The following is a 13,998-nucleotide window of genomic DNA, read 5'->3' on the forward strand; positions in this document are numbered from 1 at the left end:
CCCGTCGGTCGCGCTCGCCGGGCCGAAGCTCGTCGAGTGGGACGACCGCACCCGCATCCGCGACTTCGGCGTGACGATGACGCGCTTCGGCCGCGCGGTGCCGCTGGTGGAGGGCGAACTCGACCAGGCGCAGCACGACGGCCTCAGCGATGTGCTCGGTGTCGCAAGCGCGGGCATGCTCGTGCGGCACGCCGTGTGGCTGCAGCTCGGCGGCCTCGACCAGGGCCTGCCCGTCGTCGACGGCGGCCTGGACCTCTCGGTCCGCGCCCGGCTCACCGGCCATCGCGTGGTGCTCGCGCCGACCGCCCGGGTCGCAGTGGGCGACGACGGCATCGCCGCCCCCAAGCGCACCACCTTCGTCGGCACGACGAGACAGCTCGTCCGGCAGCGGCGCGTCGCGGCGCTGCACCGGCGCATGGCGTGGGCGCCTGCCGCGGCTCTGCCGTTCCACTGGCTCTCGCTCGTCCCGCTCGCGCTTCTCCGCTCGCTGCTCTGGCTCGTGGCCAAGCGCCCGCAGGCGATCCCTGACGAGTTCGCCGCCGCTGTCATCGTCGCCTTCGGGGGGAGTCCGGTCGGCGCCATCCGCCGCGGCATCCGGCAGACGAAGACCGTCGGATGGGGTGTCATCGCCCCGCTGCGCCTCCCGCTCGCCGAGCTGCGCCGCCGCCAGGCCCTGCAGCGCGAGGCGCTGCTCATGCTGAGCCGCGGCGAGAAGCCCGATGCGGCATTCTTCGGCGGCGGTGGCGGCTGGGTCGCGCTCGTCGCCCTCGCGGTGAACGTCGGCATGTTCCTCACACTGCTCGGCTCGTCGACCGTCGGCGGCGGCGGATTGCTCGGGCTCAGCCCGCTGCCGCAGCTCTGGCAGGGCGTCGGCTGGGGCTGGCAGGAGGCCGGAACGGGCTTCTGGGGCGCGGGCGATCCCTTCGGCGCGGTGCTCGCGGTGCTCGGTTCGATCACGTTCTGGCAGCCGTCGTTCGCACTCGTGCTGCTGTGGCTGACGGCGATGCCGATCGCCGCGATCGGCGCCTGGTTGCTGGCATCCCGCGTCACGCCCCGTCACGGGCTGCGCGCCGTGCTCGCCCTCGCGTGGGCGTTCTCGCCGGTGCTGCTCGTCGACCTCCAGGCCGGCCGGCCCGCGGCGGTCATCCTTCATCTGGTGCTGCCGTTCCTCGGGTATGCGGCCTGGAGCGCACGCCGCTCGTGGGCCGCCTCCGGGGTGACGGCCATCCTCGCGGCCGCGGCCGCCGCCTGCGCCCCCTCGCTCATCCCGGCGCTCGCGCTGGCATGGCTGGTGTGGCTGGCGACGAGCGGCCGCGACGCGCTGCGGATCGCCGGCATCCCGATTCCGGCCGTGGCGCTGTTCTGGCCGCTGGTGTGGCAGGCCGCCCAGTCGGGCAACTGGCTGCGGATCCTCGCCGACCCCGGCCCGCCGACCGCGAGCGCCCCGGCGACCCCATGGCAGCTCCTCCTCGGTGATCCGGCTGGTGGATTCCTCGGCTGGAGCCAGCTCGCCGCGGCGATCGGCGTCCCCGACCGGGTCGTGCCGATCGTCCTCACCGCGCTCGTCGCGCCGCTCGCCGTTCTCGCGCTGCTCGGCCTGTTCCGTGGCGGCTCGTGGCGCTCGGCCGCGGGCGTGCTCGGTGCCCTGCTCGGCCTCGCCACGGCGGCCATCGCGGCGCACGTCGTCCTCGAGACCTCGGGGGCGAGCCCGGTAGCGCTCTGGACGGGACCGGCTCTGAGCTTCATGTGGCTGGGCCTCGTCGTCGCTGCGACGGCCGGGCTCGACACCCTGCGCCGGCGGGCGACCGTGCCGGGATGGATCGCGGCGACCTGCGCGCTCATCGCGATCCTGCCGCTCGTCGCCGCTCTTCCGCTGGGTCGCTCGGTCGTCGTGCCGGCCGCCGCCAGCCTGCCGGCCTATGTGCAAGCCGCCGCGCAGCAGCAGCCGCGACTGGCGACTCTGGCGATCGACGTGCAGCCCGACGGCGCGTTCGCAGCCCGTCTCGTCCATGGCGGAGCCGCGACCCTCGACGCCCAGAGCACGCTCGCCGCGACCGCACCTCCGTCGGCGGATGATGCGGCCATCGCCCAGCTCACCGGCAACCTCGTGACGACGAGCGGCTACGACGCCTCCGCGGTGCTCGCGCAGTACGGGATCCGCTTCGTCCTCGTCGACGAGGGGGCTCAGCCGTCGGATGCCGCCCTCGCCGCCGGACGCGGGGCCGGGGCGGCGCTCGACGGCAACGCCGACTTCGCGCAGGCGGCGCAGACCGCGACGGGCACGCTGTGGGCGGCGACGCAGCCGGCCGCTCCGGCGCCCGTGCCGCCGCAGCCCGGAGGGCTCAGCCGGCCGTTCGTGCTGCTGGTCCTCGGCATCGTGTTCGGCTACGCGCTGCTGCTCTCCCTGCCGACCGGCGGTGTCGTCGAATCGGATCGCCGCGCACAGCGCCGCGCCAACCGCGCCGCGGCCGCCGGCGCGAACGGCGGCGACAGTCTCGAGGACGAGCCGATCGACGATGTCTTCGCGCCCGACGCGTTCGCGGACGACGATGAACTCGTCGGCATCGAGGGAGGTTTCTGATGGCCGATCTTCCGCTCGGAACCGCCGCGCGGCGTCGTCGCGGCGGCCGCCTCGCGCTCGGTCTCGCCGGGACGCTCGCCGCCGCCCTCGCCGTGGGCGCCGTGCTCGCCGTTCCCCTCGCGTTCCCCGCGGCCGCTCCCGCTGTGGCAACGGTCACGCCCGTGGCCGCTCCCGCTGTGGCGGCCTGCGCCGGGCCGTTCCTCGCCATCGGATCGACCGACTCGACCCAGCTCGCGGCCGTCGGGGCGGCCCAGACCGCCTCCGTCGGGGCGCCGGGCATCACGGCGGCCGACCTCGCCGCCGGCACCGGCGTCACCGGAGCCGGGGCGGCCGCATCCTTCACCGCTCCCGCGGCATCCGGAGCTGCGACGTCCCCCTTGCTCGGCGCGGCTCAGTCGCAGGCGATCACGACCGCCGAGGCGCGCGGTTTCACCGCGGCAGCCTGCACTGCGCCGACGGCTGAGGCGTGGCTCGTCGGCGGCTCCAACGACATCGGCGAGACGTCGATCCTCCGGTTGTCGAACCCTGGCGGGACGCCCGCCAGCGTCGACCTGCAGATCTGGGGCGAGCAGGGCGCCGTGACGGCGACCGGCGCCATCGGCATCCTCGTCAACCCGCACGCGCAGACCGTCGTCCCCCTCGCCGGCATCGCGCCGGGGGTCATCGCACCGGTCATCCACCTCCTCGCCAGCGGTGGGACGGTCGCCGCGACCGTCCAGCAGAGCTATATCGCCGGCATCGCCCCCGCCGGCGCAGATCTCTTCTCCGCGAGCGTCGCGCCGGTGACCCACGTCGTCGTCCCCGGCGTCGTCTTCACGACCATGAAGGCCGTCGCCGCGAACAGCGCCAGCGATGAGGTCACCGCCTCGGCGGACGTGCTGCGCGTCTTCGCACCCGGCGCGGGCACGACGAGCATCCAGATCGGCATCCGCGGCGAGTCGGGCCAGAAGTGGGCGACGGCCACGCAGGTGACCATCGCGCAGGGGATCGTCCAGGACGTCCCGCTCACGGGCATGCCCGACGGGACATATGACATCACGGTCGACTCCGGCGCGCCGATCACCGTCGCGGCGCGCACCCTCGCGATCGGCAAGACGGCGACCGACTTCGCCTGGTGGCCGGCCGCAGAACCCCTCGGCGCGGGCGCGGCGGTCGCGGTCGCGCCGGGCCCGGGTGCGAGTCTCCACCTCGTCAACCCGACGGATTCCGCCATCACGGTCTCGCTGACAGCGAGCGGTGCCGCTGCGGCCGCGCGGCAGGTCGCTGCGCATTCCGGTGTCGCACTCCCGGTCGTCGGCGCCGGGTACACGCTCGCCGGGGCCGCCGGACTGCTCGCCTCGGTGTCCTTCGCGGGTGACGGCGCGCTCGCCGGATACGGCGTGGCACCTGCCGCGGGCGCGGCACCCGCCGTCACCGTCTACACGAGGTAGCCGCGGCCGCGCGAGGGGCTCATCAGAAGTGGCGGAAGCGCCCCGGCGCGATGTCCCAGGGGTCCTTGTCCAGGTAATCGGCCACGGCGCGGAAGACGTAGCTCTCCACGAGAAGCCGGCGGTGCAGCTCGTCGTTGCGGTGCAGTTTCGACAGTCGCTCGATGGGCACCCGGAACAGCGTCACCGTCTTGCGGAACGGGTCGACGGCCCAGCGCTCGACGTCCTCGGCGCCGAGCGCAGCAGCCGGCGCGGCGGCGACGGCGAACCGCAGCCCTGCCAGTTCGGCCGGCCACAGTCCTTTGAGGTAGTCGGCAGTCGAGGCGACGGTCGACTCGAAGTCGTCGATGCGGTCGGTGAGGAGCGGCAGGTCCGGGCCGGTGATCGGCCCGCGCGTGCCCCGGCCGTGCCGCGAGCGGCGCGCGCCGACCTCGACGCTGGAGCGGCGGCGGCCTCGGGGCATGTCGCAATCCTAGGTCCGGCAGCGGCGCGGAGGCCGGGGCCGGTGGACCGCCGCGCGCCTGCCGCGGCCGAAGACTGGCGAGGCGATGATGAGGGGATGCGCGACCGCCTGTGCTCGAAGTCGACCTGCTCTCGTGAAGCCGTCGCCACGATGACGTACGACTACCGCGACGCGATGGCGGTCGTCGGTCCGCTGAGTCCGAGCTCGGCCACGGGCGCGTACGATCTCTGCGCGGAGCACGCCGATCGGCTCTCGGTGCCGGACGGCTGGCGGGTCGTCAAGCACGCCGCCCGCTGACCGCGCCGTGCCGCTGGTCGGCTGCGCGGCGAAGCCGGGCGATGGAGACCGGGGCGATCGGCGACAATAGACCCATGAGCGTGCCCGACACCCGCACCCGCCTGCCGTTCAAGGTCGCCGACATCCGGCTCGCCGAGGCCGGCCGCCACCAGCTGCGCCTGGCCGAGAACGAGATGCCCGGCCTGATGGCGCTGCGCGCCGAGTTCGGCGAGTCGCAGCCGCTCACGGGCGCGCGCATCGCAGGCTCGCTGCACATGACGGTGCAGACCGCGGTGCTCATCGAGACGCTCGTCGCACTCGGGGCTCAGGTCCGCTGGGCTTCGTGCAACATCTTCTCCACGCAGGACGAGGCGGCCGCGGCCGTCGTCGTCGGCCCGCGCGGCACGGCCGATGCTCCGGCGGGTGTACCCGTCTATGCCTGGAAGGGCGAGGCGCTCGAGGAGTACTGGTGGTGCACCGACCAGATCTTCGACTGGAGCGCGGAGGCCGAGGCGGCCGGCGCGGATTGGGCCGGCCCCAACCTGATCCTCGACGACGGCGGGGATGCCACCCTCCTCGTCCACCTCGGCGCCCAGTTCGAATCCGAGGGCGCCGTGCCCGCCGCCGCCGACGCGGGCAGCGAGTACCGCGTCATCCTCGACACCCTCGCGACGTCGCTCGCCCGCGACGCCCAGCGCTTCACGCGCATCGCCTCAGGGATCAGAGGCGTCACCGAGGAGACGACGACCGGTGCCCGTCGCCTCTACCAGCTCGATCGCGAGGGCCGCCTGCGCTTCCCGGCGATCAACGTCAACGACTCGGTGACGAAGTCGAAGTTCGACAACAAGTACGGCATCCGCCACAGCGCGATCGACGGGCTCAACCGCGCCACCGACGTGCTCATCGGCGGCAAGGTGGCCTTCGTCGCCGGCTACGGCGATGTCGGCAAGGGTGCGGCCGAGGCGCTGCGCGGCCAGGGCGCGCGCGTCATCGTCAGCGAGATCGACCCCATCAACGCCCTGCAGGCCGCCATGGACGGATTCCAGGTCGCCCGCCTCGAGTCGGTCGTCGACCAGGTCGACATCGTCGTCTCGTGCACCGGCAACAAGAACGTGATCACCGTCGCCGACATCCTGAATCTCAAGCACCTCGCGATCCTCTCCAATGTCGGCCACTTCGACGACGAGATCGATGTCGTCGGCCTCGCGGCGCTGCCGGGCGCGACCAGAGTCGAGATCAAGCCCCAGGTGCACGAGTGGCGCCTGCCCAACGGACGTTCAGTGCTGCTGCTCAGCGAGGGCCGCCTCATGAACCTCGGCAACGCGACCGGCCATCCGTCGTTCGTCATGAGCAACTCGTTCTCGAACCAGGTGCTCGGCCAGATCGAGCTCTTCACGAAGCCCGAGTCCTACCCGGTCGGCGTCCACACGCTGCCGAAGATCCTCGACGAGAAGGTCGCGCGTCTGCATCTCGCCGCCCTCGGCGTCGAGCTCACGACGCTCACCCCTGAGCAGGCCGACTACATCGGCGTTCCGGTGGACGGCCCGTACAAGGCAGAGCACTACCGTTACTGATCATGGCCTCCCGCATCCTCGTCATCGATGACGACCCCGCGCTGTCGGAGATGATCGGCATCGTGCTGCGCGCCGAGGGCTACGAGCCGGTGTTCTGCGCGGACGGATCGAGCGCCTACGAGACGTTCAAGGTCAGCCGCCCCGACCTGACGCTCCTCGACCTCATGCTGCCGGGTGTCGACGGCATCGAGGTGTGCCGACGGATCCGCGCCGAGTCCGGCGCGCCGATCATCATGCTCACCGCCAAGTCGGACACCGCCGACGTCGTCGCGGGCCTCGAGTCGGGGGCCGACGATTACATGGTCAAGCCCTTCAACCCGAAGGAGCTCGTCGCCCGCATCCGCACCCGGCTGCGCCCGACCGCGCAGACCGAGAACCGCACCTACGCCGTCGGCGACGTCGTCCTCGACGTGCCGGCGCACGAGGTGCGCCGCGGCGACAAGCGCGTCAACCTCACCCCGCTCGAGTTCGACCTGCTGCTCGCGCTCGCTGCGAAGCCGCAGCAGGTCTTCACCCGCGAGATGCTGCTCGAGCAGGTCTGGGGCTACCAGTACAAGGCCGACACCCGCCTCGTCAACGTGCACGTGCAGCGGCTGCGCGCCAAGGTCGAGGAAGACCCCGACAACCCGAAGATCGTCATGACCGTCCGCGGTGTCGGCTACCGCGCGGGCGCGGCATCCTGACCCGCCCATGACGACCCCGGCGGCCGGGCAGCGCTGGTGGCGGCCCAGCGGGTGGCCGCGTCGCCTGATGCGCACCTGGCAGCACTCGCTGCAGTTCCGCGCGGTCCTCGTCACCGTCGTCGCCTCGGGCATCGCGATCGTCGTGACGGGAGTGCTCATCTCGTTCTCCGTCGAGCGCGACCTCTACCAGTCGCGACTCGACCAGGCGCTCGCCGACGCGGCCCGCACCCAGCAGGAGGTGCAGCAGGCGATGGATGCGGCCGACCCGACCGACCCCGCCGCGGTGCGGCAGCTCGACCTCGGGGTGCGGTCGGTCGTCGCGACGACCACCTCGGCGCCGCTGGCGCTGTTCCGGGCCCCGGGGCAGCAGCCCAACCCGAACGCCCCGCAGGACCTCATCTCCGACCAGCTTCCGCCGATCTCGCCGGAGCTGCGCTCGGCGGTCGCGGCGAATCCGACCAGGCTCATGTCGCAGTCGGTCGCCCTTCCGGTGGGCGACCAGCCGTCGACGACCCATCCGGGCATCGTCGTCGGCACTGAAGTCGATCTGCCGGGCGCGGGCCTCTACGAGCTGTACCTCGGCTACGACCTCGCCGACAGCGAGCAGACGCTCGCCTTCGTGCAGCGCACTCTGCTGCTCGCCGGGCTCGCCCTCATCCTGCTCATCGCCGTGCTCGCCGACGTCGTCGTGCGCTTCGTGATCGGCCCTATCCGGCTCGCGGCCGAGACGAGCCAGAAGCTCGCCGCAGGCGACCTCGCAGTGCGCATTCCGGATGCCGGTGAAGATGTGTTCTCGACGCTGGCCCGCTCCTTCAACGGCATGGCCGACAGCCTGCAGCGCCAGATCACGCAGCTCGCGACGCTGTCGCGGCTCCAGCAGCGTTTCGTCTCCGACGTCTCGCACGAGCTACGGACCCCGCTCACGACGATCCGGCTGGCGAGCGACATGATCCACGACCAGCGCGGCGCCTTCCCCGCCGCCACGGCCCGCACCGCCGAACTCCTGCATACCCAGGTGGGCCGCTTCGACGACCTGCTCTCCGACCTGCTCGAGATCAGCCGCTACGACGCGGGCTCCGTGAACCTCGAGATCGACCAGACCAACCCGGTGCGCCTCGCCGAGGAGGTCATCGACGACCTCTCCGGCCTCGCCAAGGCCAACGGCACCGAGCTCAGGCTGCATGCGCCGGGCGGCTACTTCGCGGTCCCGATGGATCCCAGGCGCATCCGGCGCGTGGTGCGCAACCTCGTCGGCAACGCGATCGAGCACGGCGAGGGCAGGCCTGTCGACATCACCGTCGACTCCGATGAGAATGCCGTGGCGATCGCGGTGCGCGACCACGGCATTGGCATCGCCGAAGCCGACCTCGAGCATGTCTTCGACCGCTTCTGGCGTGCCGATCCCGCCCGCAAGCGCACCCTGGGCGGCACGGGGCTCGGGCTCGCGATCTCGCTCGAGGACGCGACGGTCCACGGCGGCACCCTCGACGTGTGGTCGCGCCCCGGCGAGGGAGCGCTGTTCCGGCTCACGCTGCCGCGCACTCTCGGCGGCGCCGTCGAGGGGTCGCCGATCCCGCTCGTGCCCGATGATGCGGGGGATTCCGCATGAGCCGCCGCCTCGTGCCTGTCGCGGCCGCCCTCGTCGCGGCCATCGCCCTCGTGCTGGGCGGCTGCACCGTCATCCCGCGCTCGGGCCCGGTGAACGCCGGAGGCTCGGTCCAGCAGCGCAGCAACGACTCCGGCCAGATCGAGTTCCGCCCGGTCGGCCCGCAGCTCAACGCGAGCCAGGAGAGCATCCTCGACGGCTTCCTCGCCGCGGCGGTGAGCCCGGCGGGCGGCTTCCAGGTCGCCCGCGGGTTCCTCTCGGCCGAGTTCTCCACGCAGTGGAATCCGGATGCCTCGGTGACGATCGACAACGAGTCCGCCCGCTCCGCGCCGGTCAGGGTGAGCGACACGGAGCAGCGCATCGACGTGCACCCGGCCGCCTTCCTCGATGCGCCGGGCGGCTACCTCGCCGCCGCCTCGCCCGCCCCGATTCCGCTGCAGTACTCCTTCGTCAAGGAGGGCGGCCAGTGGCGCATCTCGAAGGCTCCGGACGGCATCGTCATCGACGAGGCCCGGTTCCAGGACGTCTTCACCTCGCGCACTCTCTACTTCTTCAGCCCCGACTTCGCCTTCCTCGTCCCGGACGAGCGCTGGTTCCCGGCGACGGAGAGCGCGGCGGCGACGCAGGTCGTCCGGGCGCTCCTCGCGGGGCCGGCCAAGTGGCTCGCCGGCTCGGTCGTCAGCGCGTTCCCGGCGGGCGCGCAGCTCGCCGGCACTTCGGTGCCGACGCGGAACGGCGCGGCGCAGGTCGCGCTCAACGCGGCGGCGGCGAGCGCCGACCAGCAGGCGGTCGACCGCATGTACGCGCAGCTCGAGACGAGCCTGTCGAGCACGTCGTCGGTGGGCGCGGTGCAGCTCACGATCGACGGCGTCGACCGCTCCGGCGTGCTGCCCGCAAACCTGCAGCGCGACCCCTCGGTCGGGCCGAGCCCGGTCGTCGTCAAGGGCGGCGCTCTCGGCACGCTGTCCGGCGACGCCGTTGCGGCGCTGCCGGGTGTCGGCAAGACGGTCGGTGCGCTCACCCCGTCCGCGGTGTCGGTGTCGGCGACCGGCACGGTGGCGGCGGTCCTCGCGCACGGGTCGGTCTACGCGGTGCGCGGCACGGATTCCTCGGACGTCGACGACCGCGCCGGTCTCGTCGCGCCGTCCCTCGACACCGCGGGCGATGTCTGGTCGGTCCCGTCGGGCAGTCCGGACGACTTCCGCATCACCGCACCGGGCGTCTCCCGCACCGCCATCACCGCCGCCTGGCCGAACGCCGCCTCGCTCGCCGCGTTCGCGGTATCGCGGGACGGCACGCGGGTCGCGGCGCTCGTGCGCACGACGTCCCTTCAGCTGCACCTCATGGTCGCGGGCATCCAGCCCGACAGCAGCGGGCGTCCGGGCCATCTCGGAGACCCGATCGATCTCGGCGGCACCGGCCTCACCGCGGGCAGGGCGCTGACGTGGGTCGACGAGCTCACCCTGGGGGTTCTGGGGGGCGCGCCCCAGGCACCGAGCGAGGTCGTCATCCAGGTGATCGGGGGGATGCGCTCGAACGAGGCCGCGCCCGCGGGTGCCGTCTCCCTCGCCGCCGGCTCGGCCGGCCAGCTGTGGGCGCTCACGGACAAGGGCTCGCTGCAGAGCCTGCAGGGCAGCGGCTGGCAGCAGGTCACCGCGGGCGTCGGCGTGCTCGCCACCGCCCTCGGCCGCCTGCCCTGATCGCCGGCTGATCCGCGTCCGCTCCCTTCCCGCCGCCCCGATCGAAGTTCGGGCCCCGACGCCGCGGGCAACGGGCCGGGGCCTCGGTCGCGCGGGGGTGTGGAGGGAGCGCGACGCGCGGTGACGCCCGCGCGCACAATGCGGGCGTGCTCGACGCCGTCCGAATCGCGCTTCTCGATGCGCTCGCGGTGCTCGCACCCGTCGAGTGCGCCGGGTGCGGCGCACCCGATCGCGCCGTGTGCGCGGACTGCCGTGGCGAGCTGAATGCGGCCGAGCCCTTCGCGGTGGCGCTCGACGGCGTCGCCGTCCCCGTCCTGGTGGCGCTGCCGTACGCGGGTGTCGCGCGCGCCATCCTGCTGGCCTTCAAGGATGCCGGTCGCACCGATGCTGCGCGCCACCTCGCCGTCCCACTGCTCGCCGCCCTCGCCGCGGCCCTGCGCGCGCTGCCGCCCGGTCTCGCCGGCGAGGTCGAGCTCGTTGCGATCCCCTCGACCCGCGCGGCCTACCGCCGACGCGGCTACGCTCCGGTGCGGGCCATCCTGGTGGCCGCCGGACTGCGCGGAAGCAACCTGCTGCGACCCGTACGGCAGACGCGCGACCAGGCCGAGCTCACCGAGCGCGAGCGCGCCGAGAACCGCGCCGGCTCGCTGGCCGCGCGCCCGATTGCGGCGGGGCGCACCGTCGTCGTCGTCGACGACATCGTCACCTCGGGCGCGACGCTGCGCGAGGCGATCCGGGCGCTCGAGAGCGCCGGCGCACACGTCGCGGCCGCCGTCGCGGTGGCCCGCACCGAGCGCAGGCACCCGAAGCCTGCTCACGGCCGTGAGACTTAGCGGATCAATGGGAAGCAGCTAGTGACAACCACGGGAATCGGGTCTACGTTCGTGCGAAAGATCGAGGAGGTCGAGATGGAGATCGAGATCACCGGCCGCGGAATCGGCGTCACCGATCGCTTCCGCGAGTACGTGGAGGAGAAGGCCGAGAAGATCGCGCACCTCGCTGAGCGCGCCCTCGTCTTCGAGGTCAAGGTCAGCCGCCATGCCGAGAAGCCGGGGGCGCAGTCGGGCGGCAACGACCGCGTCGAGCTCACTCTCGTGGGTCCGGGTCCTGTCGTGCGCGCCGAGGCGGAGGCCGCCGACAAGTACGCCTCGTTCGACATCGCGATCGGCCGCCTGCTTGAGCGGGTGCGTCGTGCGAAGGACCGCCGCAAGATCCACCGCGGCGGCCAGCACCGCCCGGAGAGCCTGCGCACCGGCGCCGTCCCGGTCGCCTTCGACGCGCTCATCCAGACCTCCCAGCCGACCGCGGCCGACGCCGTCTCCGATGAGCCCGGGCAGGCGGACTACTGCCCGGTGGTCATCCGCACGAAGAGGTTCGCCTCCGCGCCGATGACCGTCGACGATGCGCTGTACTACATGGAGCTCGTCGGCCACGACTTCTACCTCTTCACGGATTCCACCACCGGGCTGCCCAGCGTCGTGTATCGCCGCAAGGGCTGGGACTACGGCGTGATCCAGCTCGACGAGGCGGCCGAGGTGCTGCAGGAGGACGTGACCCGGGAGCGCGGGCTGCAGGCGGTGGGGCGGTAGCTCTGCCGGGGCAGGGCGACAGGGTCTCCCCGCCTGCGGCGGCGGGCGGCCGCCTGACGGTCCACCGGACCTTCAGCGTGAGCGGAGCCGCCCGCCTGACGGTCCACCGGACCGTCAGCATGAGCGGAGCCGCCCGCGACTAGCATTGTGGGGACCCTGTCCCGAACGATGGAGCATCCCCAGTGGCCTCAGTTCTTGAAAAGGTGCTGCGCGTCGGTGAAGGCCGCGTGCTGCGCAAGCTTCAGGGGTACGTTCGCGCGGTGAACGCCCTCGAAGAGGACTTCAAGGACCTCACCGACGACGAGCTCAGGAACGAGACCGCGGAGCTGCGCGTGCGCCTTGCCGAGGGCGAGAGCCTCGACGACCTGCTCGCCGAGGCGTTCGCCGCCGTCCGCGAGGCTGCGGTGCGCACGCTCGGGATGCGTCACTTCGACGTCCAGATCATGGGCGGCGCGGCGCTTCACCTCGGCAACATCGCCGAGATGAAGACCGGCGAGGGCAAGACCCTCGTCGCAACTACGGCCGCCTACCTCAACGCCATCCCCGGCCAGGGCGTCCACGTCATCACGACGAACGACTTCCTCGCGAGCTACCAGAGCGAGCTCATGGGCCGCGTGTTCCGCGCGCTCGGCATGACGACGGGTGTGATCCTCGCCGGCCAGACGCCCGAGGAGCGCCGCGAGCAGTACGCCGCCGACATCACGTACGGCACGAACAACGAATTCGGCTTCGACTACCTGCGCGACAACATGGCGTGGGCCACCGCCGACATGGTGCAGCGCGGTCACCACTTCGCCATCGTCGACGAGGTCGACTCGATCCTCATCGACGAGGCGCGCACCCCGCTCATCATCTCGGGTCCGGCCTCGGGCGAGGCGAACCGGTGGTTCGTGGAATTCGCGCGCCTCGCCGAGCGCCTCGTCGAGGGCGAGGACTACGAGGTCGACGAGAAGAAGCGCACCGTCGGCGTGCTCGAGTCCGGGATTGCGAAGGTCGAGGACTACCTCGGTATCGACAACCTCTACGAGAGTGCCAACACCCCGCTCATCTCGTTCCTCAACAACGCCATCAAGGCCCGTGCCCTCTTCAAGCGCGACAAGGACTACGTCGTCCTCAACAACGAGGTGCTCATCGTCGACGAGCACACCGGCCGCATCCTCTCGGGCCGCCGCTACAACGAGGGCATCCATCAGGCGATCGAGGCGAAGGAGGGAGTGCCCGTCCTCGCCGAGAACCAGACGCTCGCGACGATCACGCTGCAGAACTACTTCCGGCTCTACGAGAAGCTCGCCGGCATGACCGGCACGGCCGAGACCGAGGCGGCCGAGTTCATGTCGACGTACAAGCTCGGCGTCGTGCTGATCCCGACCAACCGGCCGATGATCCGCAAGGACATGTCCGACCTCGTCTACAAGAACGAGGAGTCGAAGTTCGCGCAGGTCGTCGAGGACATCACGCGCCGCCACGAGGCCGGCCAGCCGGTGCTCGTGGGCACGACGAGCGTCGAGAAATCCGAATACCTCAGTCGGCTGCTTGCCAAGAAGGGTGTCCGGCACGAGGTCCTCAACGCCAAGAACCACGCCCGCGAGGCCGCGATCGTCGCCCAGGCCGGCCGACTCGGCGCGGTCACCGTGGCGACCAACATGGCCGGCCGCGGCACCGACATCATGCTCGGCGGCAACGCGGAGTTCCTCGCCGTCGCCGAACTCAACCAGCGCGGCCTCAACCCGGCCGTCGCCGAGCCCGAGATCTACGAGCACGAGTGGGACACCACCTTCACCCGCATCAAGGAGGAGGTGGCCTCCGAGGCCGCCAAGGTCGTCGAGGCCGGCGGCCTGTACGTGCTTGGCACGGAGCGCCACGAATCCCGCCGCATCGACAACCAGCTCCGCGGCCGCTCCGGCCGCCAGGGCGATCCCGGCGAGACGCAGTTCTTCGTCTCGCTCGAGGACCAGCTCATGCGCGTCTTCGCCAGCGACATGCTGAAGAGCATGATGGGCCGCCTCGGCATGCCCGAGGACGAGCCGATCCAGCATCGGCTCATCTCCCGCGCGCTCGAGACCGCCCAAGAGAAGATCGAGGGCTTCAACTTCGACGCC

At 72.1% G+C, this 13,998-nt stretch carries 11 protein-coding genes; 10 read left to right on the forward strand and 1 reads right to left on the reverse strand.

Features of this window, described 5'->3' with window-relative positions:
* A partial coding sequence (locus tag M7D61_RS07915; protein WP_298229267.1) for a hypothetical protein occupies positions 1–2,581 on the forward strand: 2,581 nt, incomplete at its 5' end.
* A complete protein-coding gene (locus M7D61_RS07920) occupies positions 2,581–4,011 on the forward strand; it encodes a DUF5719 family protein (RefSeq protein ID WP_298229269.1) in 1,431 nt (476 codons plus the stop codon). The genes M7D61_RS07915 and M7D61_RS07920, both read left to right, overlap by 1 nt.
* Positions 4,012–4,033: 22 nt before the next feature.
* On the opposite strand, the gene M7D61_RS07925 is transcribed toward M7D61_RS07920, so the two are convergent.
* Entirely contained in the window at positions 4,034–4,471 is a 438-nt protein-coding gene (locus tag M7D61_RS07925; RefSeq protein ID WP_298229271.1) for a hypothetical protein, read from the reverse strand.
* Between the two features lie 96 nt (positions 4,472–4,567).
* Between M7D61_RS07925 and M7D61_RS07930 the strand changes: the two genes are divergently transcribed.
* From M7D61_RS07930 to secA, 8 genes are all read left to right on the forward strand, one after another.
* Complete coding sequence (locus tag M7D61_RS07930; RefSeq protein ID WP_298229273.1) at positions 4,568–4,768, forward strand: DUF3499 family protein; 201 nt, start codon at positions 4,568–4,570, stop codon at positions 4,766–4,768.
* A gap of 74 nt (positions 4,769–4,842) precedes the next feature.
* Positions 4,843–6,321, forward strand: a complete 1,479-nt coding sequence (gene ahcY / locus M7D61_RS07935) for an adenosylhomocysteinase (protein ID WP_298229275.1) — start codon at positions 4,843–4,845, stop codon at positions 6,319–6,321.
* A 2-nt stretch (positions 6,322–6,323) separates the two neighbouring features.
* On the forward strand, positions 6,324–7,004 hold the full coding sequence (mtrA, locus tag M7D61_RS07940) for an MtrAB system response regulator MtrA (protein ID WP_298229277.1): 681 nt from the start codon (positions 6,324–6,326) through the stop codon (positions 7,002–7,004).
* Positions 7,005–7,011: 7 nt separating this feature from the next.
* Positions 7,012–8,613 carry an MtrAB system histidine kinase MtrB gene (gene mtrB, locus M7D61_RS07945; protein WP_298229279.1) on the forward strand — a complete coding sequence of 534 codons (1,602 nt, stop codon included), beginning with the start codon at positions 7,012–7,014 and terminating at the stop codon, positions 8,611–8,613.
* Complete coding sequence (locus M7D61_RS07950) at positions 8,610–10,310, forward strand: LpqB family beta-propeller domain-containing protein (protein ID WP_298229281.1); 1,701 nt, start codon at positions 8,610–8,612, stop codon at positions 10,308–10,310. Before mtrB ends, M7D61_RS07950 begins: the two co-directional genes overlap by 4 nt.
* A gap of 146 nt (positions 10,311–10,456) precedes the next feature.
* Positions 10,457–11,143, forward strand: a complete 687-nt coding sequence (locus tag M7D61_RS07955) for a phosphoribosyltransferase family protein (RefSeq protein WP_298229282.1) — start codon at positions 10,457–10,459, stop codon at positions 11,141–11,143.
* Between the two features lie 75 nt (positions 11,144–11,218).
* The gene (gene raiA / locus M7D61_RS07960) at positions 11,219–11,899 is read left to right on the forward strand and encodes a ribosome-associated translation inhibitor RaiA (RefSeq protein ID WP_298229286.1); all 681 of its coding nucleotides are present in this window, start codon (positions 11,219–11,221) and stop codon (positions 11,897–11,899) included.
* A 182-nt stretch (positions 11,900–12,081) separates the two neighbouring features.
* Positions 12,082–13,998 (forward strand): preprotein translocase subunit SecA (secA, locus tag M7D61_RS07965; RefSeq protein ID WP_298229284.1); only part of this gene is annotated, 1,917 nt, incomplete at its 3' end.

The sequence above is a fragment of the Gryllotalpicola sp. genome (assembly GCF_027352875.1).
GTDB lineage: Bacteria > Actinomycetota > Actinomycetes > Actinomycetales > Microbacteriaceae > Gryllotalpicola.

Excerpts from the sequence above, each read along its gene's own strand:
- M7D61_RS07950 (WP_298229281.1), top strand. The coding sequence starts at position 8,610 with ATGAGCCGCCGCCTCGTGCCTGTCGCGGCCGCCCTCGTCGCGGCCATC.
- ahcY (WP_298229275.1), top strand. The coding sequence starts at position 4,843 with ATGAGCGTGCCCGACACCCGCACCCGCCTGCCGTTCAAGGTCGCCGAC.
- raiA (WP_298229286.1), top strand. The coding sequence starts at position 11,219 with ATGGAGATCGAGATCACCGGCCGCGGAATCGGCGTCACCGATCGCTTC.
- mtrB (WP_298229279.1), top strand. The coding sequence starts at position 7,012 with ATGACGACCCCGGCGGCCGGGCAGCGCTGGTGGCGGCCCAGCGGGTGG.
- M7D61_RS07930 (WP_298229273.1), top strand. The coding sequence starts at position 4,568 with ATGCGCGACCGCCTGTGCTCGAAGTCGACCTGCTCTCGTGAAGCCGTC.
- M7D61_RS07925 (WP_298229271.1), bottom strand. The coding sequence starts at position 4,471 with ATGCCCCGAGGCCGCCGCCGCTCCAGCGTCGAGGTCGGCGCGCGCCGC.
- M7D61_RS07920 (WP_298229269.1), top strand. The coding sequence starts at position 2,581 with ATGGCCGATCTTCCGCTCGGAACCGCCGCGCGGCGTCGTCGCGGCGGC.
- mtrA (WP_298229277.1), top strand. The coding sequence starts at position 6,324 with ATGGCCTCCCGCATCCTCGTCATCGATGACGACCCCGCGCTGTCGGAG.